Origin of the sequence: Candidatus Accumulibacter phosphatis, assembly GCF_000024165.1 — a bacterium.
GTDB lineage: Bacteria > Pseudomonadota > Gammaproteobacteria > Burkholderiales > Rhodocyclaceae > Accumulibacter > Accumulibacter phosphatis.
Window position 1 is genome coordinate 2,741,485 of sequence record NC_013194.1, and the last position, 11,798, is coordinate 2,753,282.

The following is an 11,798-nucleotide window of genomic DNA, read 5'->3' on the forward strand; positions in this document are numbered from 1 at the left end:
TTGTCGATTCGAACCAGGACCGTGACGACAGGTAACTGCCATGATGAATCAGCTTTTTGGTAACTCCCTCCTCTTTGGTGGCAACGCGCCCTTCGTCGAGGAGTTGTACGAAAACTATCTCGACAATCCCGGTTCCGTTTCCGAGCAGTGGCGCGACTACTTCGACAAGCTGGCGCAACTGCCGGGTTACGTCGCCCGTGATGTGCCGCATCTGCCGGTGATCAACGCCTTCGCCGAGCAGGCGAGGAAAGGAGGCTACCGGGCCGCGGCCGTGGCACCGGTGGACGACAGGAAGCAGGTGAGCGTCCTGCAGATGATCACCGCCTACCGCTTCATCGGCGATCGCTGGGCCAACCTCGATCCGCTCAAGCGCACCCCGCGCTCGGATGTCCCGCAGCTCGATCCAGCCTACTACGGGTTCTCCGATGCCGACCTGAACACAGTGTTCAACGCCGGTTCGTTCAAGGGTACGCCCGACCACGCGACCTTCGGCCAGATATACGACGCGCTGAAGGCGACGTATTGCGGCTCGATTGGCGTCGAGTACATGTACATCAGCACTGTTGCCGAAAAACGCTGGATTCAGGATCGTCTGGAACGAATCCACTCGAAGCCAAGCTACACGGCCGACGAGCGGAAGCGGATGCTCGAACGTCTGACTGCTGCCGAAACACTCGAACGCTACCTGCATACGCGCTACGTTGGCCAGAAACGCTTCTCGCTGGAAGGCGGCGAATCGCTGATCGTCTCGATGGACGAACTGATTCGCGTCGCCGGCGCTGGTGGGGTCGATGAGATCGTTGTCGGCATGGCTCATCGTGGCCGCCTGAATGTGCTCGTGAATACGCTTGGCAAGGAGCCGGCGATGCTCTTCGACGAGTTCGAAGGCAAGAAGGCGCAGGACCTGACCGCTGGCGATGTCAAGTATCACATGGGCTATTCGTCAGACGTGTCCACGCCGGGAGGACCATGCCACCTGACACTGGCTTTCAACCCGTCGCACCTTGAAATCGTCAACCCGGTGGTCGTCGGCTCGGTCTATTCGCGCCAGCGGCGGCGTGGCGAGAACGGCAAGGACAAGGTGCTGGCTGTCCTCATTCACGGCGACGCGGCGGTCGCTGGCCAGGGCGTCAACCAGGAGATGCTCAACTTTGGGCAGACGCGTGGCTATGGCGTTGGCGGCACCGTGCATATCGTCGTCAATAACCAGATCGGATTCACCACGTCGGACCCGCGCGACTATCGTTCGTCGCTGTACTGCACTGACATCTTCAAGATGGCCGAAGCCCCGATCTTCCACGTCAATGGCGACGACCCGGAAGCCGTGGCGCTGGTCACCAGCATTGCCGTCGAGTACCGCAAGACCTTCAAGAAGGACGTGGTGGTCGACATCGTCTGCTATCGCAAGCTCGGCCACAACGAGCAGGACGAGCCGATGGTCACGCAACCGCTGATGTACAAGAAGATTCAGCAGCATCCCGGTACGCGCAAGCTCTACGCCGACAAGCTGGTCGCCGAAGGCGTCCTTGCCGTCGAGGGTCCGGAGGAGATCATCGCCGATTATCGCGCCCACCTGGACCGCGGCGAACTGCTCTATAACCCGGTTCTCGCCGGCTACAAGCACCCCATGACGATCGACTGGACGCCATTCGTCTCGCCGCAGTACATCGAGAACTGCGATACCAAGGTGCCGATCGGCGAACTGCAGCGCCTGGCCGAGCGGCTCACGACGTTGCCGGAGAACTTCACACTGCACAGCCGGGTCAAGAAGATCATCGACGACCGTCGCCAGATGGGCGAAGGAAAACTCCCCGTCGACTGGGGAATGGCGGAAAACCTCGCCTATGCGTCGCTGCTCGTCTCCGGTTACGGTGTCCGCATTTCCGGCGAAGACGTTGGTCGCAGCACCTTCTTCCACCGCCACGCGGCCCTACACGATCAGAACCGCGAGCACTGGGATTCGGGTACCTATCATCCGTTGAAGCACCTGCAGGAAAGGCAGGGCGGCTTCCAGTGCTTCGACTCCGTACTCTCCGAGGAAGCCGTCCTGGCTTTCGAGTATGGCTACACCTCGGCCAATCCGTACGAACTGGTAGTCTGGGAGGCACAGTTCGGCGACTTCGCCAACGGTGCGCAGGTGGTCATCGACCAGTTCATCGCTTCTGGCGAAGCCAAGTGGGGTCGTGCCAGCGGGCTCGTCCTGCTGCTGCCGCATGGCTACGAAGGGCAGGGGCCCGAGCACTCGTCGGCGCGGATCGAGCGCTACATGCAGTTGTGTGCCGAAATGAACATGGAAGTCTGCCAGCCGTCGACACCGGCGCAGGTCTTCCACATGCTGCGTCGGCAGGGGGTCCGCAACCAGCGCAAACCATTGATCGTCTTTTCGCCGAAGTCACTGCTTCGCCACAAGGACGCGACCTCCACACTGGAAGAACTGAGCGACGGCGAATTCCAGCGCGTGATCGGTGAAGTCGAGCCAATCAACCCCAAGAAGGTTACGCGTGTCGTGTTCTGTTCGGGCAAGGTGTACTATGAGCTGGTCGCCGCGCGACACGAGAAGAAGATCGCCCACATCGCGATCGCCCGGCTCGAACAGTTCTACCCGTTCCCGCAGGAGTCTTTCCAGGAGGAACTGGCGAAGTACCCGAAGGCCACCGAGGTCGTCTGGTGTCAGGAAGAGCCACGCAACCAGGGCGCCTGGTACTGGATCGCCTCGCGTCAGCACCTGTCGCGCTCGCTCAGTGACAAGCAGCATTTGCTGCTCGTTTCCCGTCCCGCCTCGGCTTCCCCGGCGGTGGGCTACTACAGCAAGCACAATGCGCAACAAAAGGCTCTGATCGACTCCGCGCTTGGTGAGATCGAGTACTACAAACTAGCCTAGAACGGAGTAAACATGATCATCGACGTCAAAGTTCCACAGCTTTCCGAATCGGTCGCTGAAGCGACACTGGTTTCGTGGCACAAGAGGGCGGGCGAAGCCGTTGTGCGGGATGAGAACCTGATCGACATCGAGACCGACAAGGTCGTCCTCGAACTGCCGGCACCGGATGCTGGCGTGCTGGTGGAGATCGTCAAGGGCGATGGCGATACGGTTGTCTCGGGCGAGGTCATTGCGCGTATCGACACTGCGGCCCAGGCTGGCGCCGTCGCAGCACCAGCCGCCAAGACGGCACCCGCGCAACCCGAAGCCGCAGCGGCAGCCGCCGCGACGGCGGCGGGTACCGCCTTGCCGGCAGCGCGCAAGATCCTCGACGAGAAGGGCATCGCCGCCGCCGATGTTGCTGGTACCGGACGTGGCGGCCGGGTGACCAAGTCGGATGCGCTGGCCGCACAGGCGCCGGCAATCCAGGTTCCGGCGGCCAGGCCGGTGGCCAGCGCCGCGTCGGTGGCTGCACCGTCCACCGGCGCCGCTCCCGCCCTGGCACCGGCACCTGCCGTGACCGTGCCTTTGGGCGACCGCCCCGAGCAACGCGTGCCGATGTCGCGCCTGCGCGCGCGCGTTGCCGAGCGCCTGCTGCAGTCGCAGGCAACCAACGCGATCCTGACCACGTTCAACGAAGTGAACATGGGTCCGATCATGGCACTGCGCAAGCAGTACGCTGATCGCTTCGAGAAAGCGCATGGCGTGCGTCTGGGTTTCATGGGTTTCTTCGTCAAGGCGGCCGTCGCCGCACTGCAGAAGTTCCCGGTGATCAACGCTTCGGTGGATGGCAACGACATCGTCTATCACGGCTACATCGACATCGGTATCGCCGTCGGCAGTCCGCGCGGTCTGGTCGTACCGATCCTGCGCGATGCGGATCAGATGACCATTGCCGATATCGAGAAGAAGATTGGCGAGTTCGGGGCGAAGGCCAAGGACGGCAAGTTGTCGATGGAGGATCTGACGGGCGGCACCTTCTCGATCTCGAACGGCGGCGTTTTTGGCTCGATGCTGTCGACGCCGATCATCAACCCGCCGCAGTCGGCGATCCTCGGCATCCACGCCACCAAGGACCGTCCGGTCGTCGAGAATGGCCAGATCGTGATTCGCCCGATCAATTATCTGGCGATGTCCTACGACCATCGCATCATCGACGGTCGCGAGGCGGTGCTGGGTCTCGTAACGATGAAGGAGGCGCTGGAAGATCCAGCTCGCCTGCTGCTCGGCGTTTAACCACTCACCACCGGGGCACGGAGACACAGAGACTTGTCTCTGTGCGATCTCTGTGCCTTTGTGTCTCTGCGGTTAGAAAGGGAAACTAATCATGTCCAAGCAATTTGACGTCGTTGTTGTCGGTGGTGGTCCCGGCGGCTATGTTGCCGCCATTCGGGCGGCGCAGCTCGGTTTCAGTGTCGCCTGCTGCGAGTCCAACCCCTACGCCGATCCCAAGGGCGAGCCGCGCCTTGGCGGGACCTGCCTGAACGTCGGTTGCATCCCGTCCAAGGCGTTGCTGCATACCTCGCACCTCTTCGAGGAGGTTGGTCACAACTTTGCCGATCAAGGCATCTGTGTTGGTGCGCCAATCATTGATGTGGCCAGGATGAGCGCTCGCAAGAACGCCATCGTCAAGCAACTGACCAGTGGCATCAAGGGACTGTTCAAGAAGAACAAGGTCACCCTGCTCAACGGGCATGGCGCCTTCGTCGGCCGCAAGGCATCCGGCGAGAGCGAGGTGTGGCAGTTGCGGGTGGGTCAGGAAATGGTCGAGGCGAAACAGGTGATTGTCGCCACGGGCTCGAAGGCACGCCATCTGCCCGGCGTGCCGGTCGATAACGAGATTGTTTGCGACAATGTCGGCGCGCTCGATATCGACGCGGTACCGAAGAAGCTCGCCGTCATCGGCGCCGGCGTCATCGGCCTTGAGATGGGCAGCGTCTGGCGCCGTCTGGGCGCGGAAGTGACGATCCTCGAAGCGTTGCCCGACTTCCTTTCGGTGACGGACGTCGATATCGCCAAGGAAGCGGCCAAGGTGTTTGCCAAGCAGGGTCTGAAGATTATCACCGGCATCGAAATCGGCGACGTCAAGGTCTCGCAGAAGGGTGTCTCGATCGACTATACGGACAAGGACGGTAGCGCGCAGAAGCTCGACGCCGATAGACTCATCGTCTCGATTGGTCGCATCCCGAATACCGACGGGCTGCAAGCCGAGAAGGTCGGATTGAAACTCACCGAGCGTGGGCAGATCGAAGTCGATTCGCATTGCCGGACCAACCTTCCAGGTGTGTGGGCGGTCGGCGACGTCGTGGCGGGGCCGATGCTCGCGCACAAGGCAATGGAGGAGGGCGTCATGGTCGCCGAGATGATGGCCGGTCAGTCGGGTCACTGCAACTTCGATACCATCCCGTGGGTAATCTACACCAGCCCCGAGATCGCCTGGGTCGGCAAGACCGAGCAGCAGTTGAAGGCCGAAGGCATCGCCTTCAAGGCAGGCAAGATACCCTTCGCGGCGAATGGCCGTGCGCTCGGCATGGGCGAGCCGACAGGGTTCGTCAAAATGCTGGCTTGCGCCGAGACGGACCGCATTCTCGGGGTGCACATCATCGGTGCGAATGCCTCCGAGCTGATCTCGGAGGGTGTCGTGGCGATGGAGTTCGGTGCAGCCTCCGAAGATCTGGCGCGCATCTGCCACGCGCACCCGACGCTCTCGGAAGTCGTCCACGAGGCGGCACTTGCCTGCGACAAACGGCCGCTGCACTTCTAGGCGGGGTCGTGGCCCTGCCTGCCAGAAGCGAGGTGCTCCGCACCTCGTTTTTTTTTCGCCATGACGATGTCGAGAATTCTTACACGTGTCACAGCCCAAGCCGCTTCGCAGGTGTCCTCGGGTCGCGCAAACAATTAATAGTGCTCACGATCTGCAAAAAGCACGTGGTCTGGCGCGGATGTTGCTTTCGCCCGCCAGGTGTTCCGTTCGGGTTTCGGCATGGAGAACGGCCCAGCCTCTGCCGCTGCCTGATGGAGCAGGATGCTTAACGCATTTCCAGGGAATCGTTAATAAGGAAAAAGAAACATGAGCAAGAGAGTAGCGCGCGCGTTGCGCAATGTCGCCATGGCGGTTGGCATCTTCGCCGCAAGCACGGCAAATGCGGTCTTCATCACGGATTTCGGTGTCGACACCGAAACCAGGCACTACGCGATCGGCAGCGGCAGTACGGTCAGTTACACGCCGGGATTTTTTGGGGGAACTCCCGGAACCTACGCGGTATCCGGGAAGTTCGACGCCGAGCTTTCACACTACTGGTGGAAGTATTTCCAGGATGGCGACCCGACAGGCAGCCTCGGTACGTTCGTGTCCGAGTCGAAGTGGCTCCGCTTCATTAAGCCCGTAGTCGTGGTTAGCAGCACGCCAATTCCGCCACCTGACTTTGAATTCCCGACCTATTCCGTCGAGGTCATCGGCGATGCACTCCGTGGTGACAATCACCCGTGTACCAACCCATTCCCCCCGGATACTTTTTGTAGCGGAAGCGTACTCTCACTTGCTTCCCTCACTGGTCGCATCAGCCTCGGTGACATCGCCGTGAGCGGATTTCAGCCGACCGGGTTTCTTGGTTTCGAGGGTTTCTCCTACAACATCAACGCCGCTGTCGTCCCCTCGGCCGTACCGCTGCCGACGACCACGTCCTTGCTGATGCTTGGCGTAGGCTTGCTGGGATGGTCTGTGCGGAGACGGAAAGCGCTCTGACCGGCGCGACCGCCAGCCACTGCCCGGGGGCACGCCTCTTTCGGCGCGGCTGGCGGTGCCGGGGGGCTAGTCGCCGCAGAAAGGGTTGCTGCGCCGCTCGGCGCCGAAGGTCGACATTGGTCCATGGCCCGGAATGAAGGCGACGTCGTTGCCGAGTGGCCACAGACGATGCCGAATCGACGAAATCAGGGTGTCGAAGTCGCCCTTCGGAAAGTCAGTGCGGCCGATCGATCCCTGGAACAACACGTCGCCGACCACCGCCAGCCGCCCGCGCTTGTCGAAGAAGACGACGTGGCCGGGCGTATGGCCAGGGCAGTGCAGGACATCCATTTCAACGTTGCCGAAGCTCACGCTGTCTCCTTGCTCGAGCCAGCGGTCCGGAGTGAAGGCGCGCACGTTCGGGAAGCCGAACATCTTGCTCTGCGCCGGCATGCCGTCGATCCAGAACTTGTCTTCGCACTGCGGTCCTTCGATGGGCAGCGATAGGCGTGCCGCCAGCTCGGCGACAGCGCCAGCGTGATCGATATGCCCGTGCGTGACCAGGATCTTCTCGAGTTGCACGCCGTTCGCCTCGACCGCGCGCAGGATGCGCGACACGTCGCCGCCCGGGTCAACCACGGCGCCGCGTTTGGTTTGCTCGCACCACAGCAGACTGCAGTTCTGTTCGAAAGGAGTGACCGGGATGATCTGGTATTTCATGGTTGGCGCTTGGGCGGGGAGCGATTGACGAGAGGCGGAAGTATAGCAGAGCGGTGCCCGACACTGCCGCCGGCTGCGGCCGCCACGCCCGACCGGGACTTGGCGCCACGCCGAATCCTGCACCGTGGCCGACGCCGATTCGCTGACCGGCATTGCACCTGCCGGCGCTGGCCGAACTGCTGGCCAGAGACGGGCGGGTGCAACTGCTCGACGTGACTGGCGCAAAGCCGCAAGGCGACGACGCCGACTTCAATCGACGGGTAACGCCTTGCGGACGGTGCCGTCGCTGCCTGCCGGCGGCTTCATAGGTTTCGGCGCACTCGCCACGGGGGGCTGATTGCCGTTATCGAGAGTGTCGCGAACAGCCATGAAACGCGGCTCACTTCAAAGCCGACAGCGGCGCGCCGAAGTTGATGTGAAACGCCTGCCCGTCGATCACCAGCGCCGGAACGGACTGGACGCCGAAGCTTTCCGCTTCGCTGACGCGGCCCGCGGCCTCTCCCAGGTGAACCACCTCGACCCGGTAGCGCGTGGGATCCAGCGCCTGGACAAACTGTTGTTCGGCGGCGACGCAGACCGGGCAGCCGGCGTGGAAGAAGATGGCTTGACTTGTCGCTTGGCTCATGGCGTGCTCCTGTGGCGTGAATGAAAGGTTCTCCATGTATCGAGTCGATACATGTAGAACTCTAGCGCTCGCCTGGCCGGCTTGTCAAGAGATACGTCATGACGATACATTATCGTCATGACCCCGACCGTGTTTGTCTTCGAACGCTTGGCCGCGTTGATTCACCAACTGGTTCGCGACGACGCTGCCCGGCACGGACTGCTGCCGGTACACATGCAGGTCCTCGGCTACCTGGCGCAGGCCAATCGCTACAGCGACCTGTCGATTGCCGTTGCCGATTACCTTGGCATCACGCGCGGGACCGTCTCGCAGACGCTGACGGTTCTCGAACGCAAGGGGCTGATCACCCGGACGCCGGATGACCGCCACGGCAAGCGAATCCACCTGACGCTGAGCGCTGCCGGCGAGGCGGTGCTGAACGCCAGTTGGTCGCAGCGGCTCGACCAAGCGCTGGCTACCGCCGGTGGCGACGCGCAGGCATTTGGTAACGACCTGCGTGGCGTGCTCAGCGCCTTGCAGCGACTCAACGGCAAGCAGGCTTTCGGGCAGTGTCGGCAATGCGCGCACTTTCTCGGCGACGAGGGCGACTACCGCTGCGGGCTGACTGGCGAGGCCCTTGCCGTCGAGCAGACGATCAAGATCTGTCGCGAGTGGACCTCTCCGGATACCCGGATGAGCGCTGCCGACAGACTCTCGATCCACCGCTGAGACCGATGAGGCAAGCCGGAGTCCGCGGTGGCGCGCGCCGGCATGCTTTGCTGGCCGGTGCTCTGGCGTTCGGCGTCGCCCTCGCTGTTGCCGCCCAGGGCACGCCACCGGTCCAGGTCGACGTGGCGCTCGACGGCGAGACCTATGTGGTCCGCGCCTCGGCCCAGCTTGCGGTGGATCAGCGAGTGGTGTGGGAGACCCTGACCGACTATGAGCGCCTGCGCGAGTTCGTCCCCGGAGTCACCCGCGCGCGCGTCCTCGCGCGGGCGGGCAACGAGCTGACGATCGAGCAGGTCGGCGTCTTCTCGGTGTTCTTTGTCGATCTGCCGGTGCAGGTTCGCCTGGCCGTCCAGCACACACCCTACAGCCTTGTCGTAGCGCGCATGGCACCCGGTCCCGTGGATACCGGCGGGTCGACGCTGCGCAGCTTCACAGGTCGCTACGGGCTGACACCGATCCGCGTTCTCGACCGTTCCGGCGTGCGCCTTGACTACGACGCCCGCTTCGAGCTGGCACAGCCGCTGCCACCGCTGGTGGGCTCGCTGTTCGGGGTCGGTGCCGTGCGACGGACGATGCGCGAGCAGTTCGAGGCGATGCTGCGCGAGATCGAGCGGCGACACGCCTACTTGGCCGAGCGTGGGGGATGATGCACCTTCTCCTCCTGGCGCTGGCAAGTCTGACGCTGGCCGGCTGTGCCGCCCTCGACCCGTATGCGCAGGCGCCGGTTGCGCAACGTCTGCAGCGAGACGATGCGCTCGGTGACTGTGCGCGCCTGTTCCGGGCGAACGACGCGCTGATCGATGCGGCGGGGACGCGTGATGCGCTGGCGCCGCGCGTTGCGGGCTTTCCCTACCTGCGCGTCGACCGTGCCCTGGCGGCGTTGGCCGACGCGGCCGACGCCGGGCCGTCACTTGCCCGGCAATGGTATGCAGCGCTGGCCTTGCTCGACGACGACTCCCGGCGCATCGAGCTGGGCAACGCCGGCAGCGACGATGTCGCCGCCGTCGCGCCGCTCGCTGTCTGCCGGCGTTTGCTTGCGCGTGCCGATCAGGAGGAGGCGGCTTCACTGCGTGAGGCCGCGCAGGTTCCCGACGACTACTCGAGCGCGATGCGCGCCTGGGGCCTCTATCCGCTGACGCGGCATGCCTTCGCCGCCGGCATCCGGCGCTGGCAGCGTGAAACCGTGGACGAGTTCACCGCGTACGGCGATGACGATCCGGCCCGTCATCGACGGCAACGCTACATCGTCGGCGGCCCGCAGAACATGGTGCCGACGCTGCGGCAGTTGCCGGAACTCGGTCTGCCGGTAGTCTCGCCGAGCGCGCTGGCAAGCCTCGTCGCCCGTCACGCGCCGACCCTGGAGATCGAGACCGCGGGTGACGATGATCGTCCTGGCGCGCTCGTCTGGCGGCGTGAGCCGCGGCGGCTGCAGGTTGGCGTCGACGTTAACGAACCGGTGCTGTATGTCCGCACGGGCCATACCCGGCTCGGTGGGCGCTGGCTGCTGCAGCTCACCTACGCTGTCTGGTTCGCCGCCCGGCCACGTCAGCAGGCGATGGACCTTCTCGCCGGTCGGCTCGACGGCCTGCTTTGGCGCGTCACGCTGGACGCGGACGGCACGGCGCTGGTCTACGACACGATTCATCCCTGCGGCTGTTATCATTTGTTCCTGCCGACCGAGCGAGTGCGCGCGCGCCCGCAAGTGAAGGGTATCGAGGAAGGTCTCTTCGTCGTCCAGACGCTTCGCTCACCGGCCGCCAACGAACGGGTCGTCCTCAGGCTCGCTGCCGCTACGCACTACCTGCAGCGCGCGGAAACCGAGATGGAGGGCAACGACGACGACAAGGCCATCGTCCTCTCGTTGCGCGACGACGATCAGCTACGTTCGCTGCCGCTACCCGACGGTGGCACGCGCAGCGCTTTCGCGCCGGATGGCCTGATCGCCGGCAGCGAGCGGCTCGAACGTTTTTACTTCTGGCCGATGGGTATCGCCAGCGCTGGGCAGATGCGACAATGGGGGCGCCACGCGACGGCATTTGTCGGGCGGCGCCATTTCGACGATCCAACGCTCTTCGATCGCTACTTCGAGCATCCGCCGTGAGCCTCGCGCACGCCGCCACTTGTCTGACTCCGCCATGAAGCTCCGGGTTGCCACCTACAACATCCACAAGGGCGTCACCGGGATCCGGGGGCGACCGCGCATTCACGACGTGCGTCTGGCGCTGGAGGCGATCGATGCCGACATCGTCTTTCTGCAGGAGGTACAGGATCGCAACGAGCGCCTGGCCCACCACCCCGGGTATCCGTTCGGCACGCAACTCGATTTTCTGGCCAGTGGCGCCTACGCGCATCGTGCCTACGGCATGAACGCCGTCTATCCGCACGGCCACCACGGCAACGCGATCCTCTCGCGTCACCGGATCACCGAATCCGCCAATCACGACATCTCGGATCACGCGCTCGAGAAACGCGGTCTGCTGCACGCGGTCACGCGCCTTGGCCGCGGCCGCGGCCGTGAGGTGCACCTGATCTGCGTACACCTCGGCCTGATCAAGCGCAGTCGCGTCCGCCAGGCGACCTTCCTCGCCGATTTCGTGCAGCGCGAGGTGCCGGCCAGCGCACCGCTGATCATCGCCGGGGATTTCAACGACTGGCAGCAACGCGTCGATGGACTGTTGCGCGACCGCCTTGGCGTGCAGGAGGTCGCCGTTGCCGCGACTTCGCCGCCGCCGGAAGGCGGCCTGCTCGACCGCTTGCTGTCGTGGCGGCCGGCGAGCGACGCGCAGTCCGGGGTGTCGCGCACCTTCCCGAGTTTCGCCCCCTGGTTGACGCTCGACCGCATCTACGTGCGCGGCTTCCGGGTCCTCGATATGCAGGTACCGCAGGGGCTGGCCTGGGCGCGTTGTTCCGACCATGCTCCTTTGATTGCCGAACTCGAACTGGATGCCGTGCGGCCGCGCCTGCGCGGCGCGGCCAGGGCGCCGGAAGAGTTGGCCGTCAAGATGCCAGCACCCGAGTGATCGCCGGTTGGCGGGCCGTCGGCTGCCAGCAAGCCTTGGCCGACGCCGTGTATGACGACGGTGCATGCTGCTGGCGAGATG

At 63.8% G+C, this 11,798-nt stretch carries 10 protein-coding genes; 8 read left to right on the plus strand and 2 right to left on the minus strand.

Features of this window, described 5'->3' with window-relative positions:
* The first annotated feature begins 40 nt into the window (after positions 1-40).
* The 4 genes from CAP2UW1_RS11930 to CAP2UW1_RS11945 all read left to right on the plus strand — a co-directional run bounded on the left by CAP2UW1_RS11930 (position 41) and on the right by CAP2UW1_RS11945 (position 6,665).
* Complete coding sequence (locus CAP2UW1_RS11930) at positions 41-2,881, plus strand: 2-oxoglutarate dehydrogenase E1 component (protein ID WP_015766863.1); 2,841 nt, start codon at positions 41-43, stop codon at positions 2,879-2,881.
* Between the two features lie 12 nt (positions 2,882-2,893).
* Entirely contained in the window at positions 2,894-4,156 is a 1,263-nt protein-coding gene (gene odhB / locus CAP2UW1_RS11935) for a 2-oxoglutarate dehydrogenase complex dihydrolipoyllysine-residue succinyltransferase (RefSeq protein WP_015766864.1), read from the plus strand.
* A gap of 91 nt (positions 4,157-4,247) precedes the next feature.
* Positions 4,248-5,684, plus strand: coding sequence for a dihydrolipoyl dehydrogenase (gene lpdA, locus CAP2UW1_RS11940; RefSeq protein WP_015766865.1), 1,437 nt, complete (start codon positions 4,248-4,250; stop codon positions 5,682-5,684).
* 306 nt (positions 5,685-5,990) lie between these two features.
* Positions 5,991-6,665, plus strand: a complete 675-nt coding sequence (locus tag CAP2UW1_RS11945; protein ID WP_015766866.1) for a PEP-CTERM sorting domain-containing protein — start codon at positions 5,991-5,993, stop codon at positions 6,663-6,665.
* Positions 6,666-6,731: 66 nt separating this feature from the next.
* On the opposite strand, the gene CAP2UW1_RS11950 is transcribed toward CAP2UW1_RS11945, so the two are convergent.
* Together CAP2UW1_RS11950 and CAP2UW1_RS11955 are read right to left on the minus strand one after the other, a co-directional pair.
* Positions 6,732-7,364, minus strand: a complete 633-nt coding sequence (locus CAP2UW1_RS11950) for an MBL fold metallo-hydrolase (protein WP_015766867.1) — start codon at positions 7,362-7,364, stop codon at positions 6,732-6,734.
* Positions 7,365-7,743: 379 nt separating this feature from the next.
* Positions 7,744-7,989 (minus strand): thioredoxin family protein, encoded by a 246-nt coding sequence (locus tag CAP2UW1_RS11955; RefSeq protein WP_015766869.1) that lies wholly within the window; start codon positions 7,987-7,989, stop codon positions 7,744-7,746.
* A 117-nt stretch (positions 7,990-8,106) separates the two neighbouring features.
* Between CAP2UW1_RS11955 and CAP2UW1_RS11960 the strand changes: the two genes are divergently transcribed.
* From CAP2UW1_RS11960 to CAP2UW1_RS11975, 4 genes are read left to right on the plus strand one after another with little or no spacing between them, the layout of a single operon-like run.
* Positions 8,107-8,697, plus strand: coding sequence for a MarR family winged helix-turn-helix transcriptional regulator (locus tag CAP2UW1_RS11960; protein ID WP_015766870.1), 591 nt, complete (start codon positions 8,107-8,109; stop codon positions 8,695-8,697).
* A gap of 5 nt (positions 8,698-8,702) precedes the next feature.
* A complete protein-coding gene (locus CAP2UW1_RS23815) occupies positions 8,703-9,344 on the plus strand; it encodes an SRPBCC family protein (protein WP_015766871.1) in 642 nt (213 codons plus the stop codon).
* Entirely contained in the window at positions 9,341-10,798 is a 1,458-nt protein-coding gene (locus CAP2UW1_RS11970; RefSeq protein WP_015766872.1) for a hypothetical protein, read from the plus strand. The genes CAP2UW1_RS23815 and CAP2UW1_RS11970 overlap by 4 nt, the downstream gene beginning before the upstream one ends.
* 34 nt (positions 10,799-10,832) lie before the next feature.
* Positions 10,833-11,717 (plus strand): endonuclease/exonuclease/phosphatase family protein, encoded by an 885-nt coding sequence (locus CAP2UW1_RS11975; RefSeq protein ID WP_015766873.1) that lies wholly within the window; start codon positions 10,833-10,835, stop codon positions 11,715-11,717.
* The last annotated feature ends 81 nt before the right edge of the window (positions 11,718-11,798 follow it).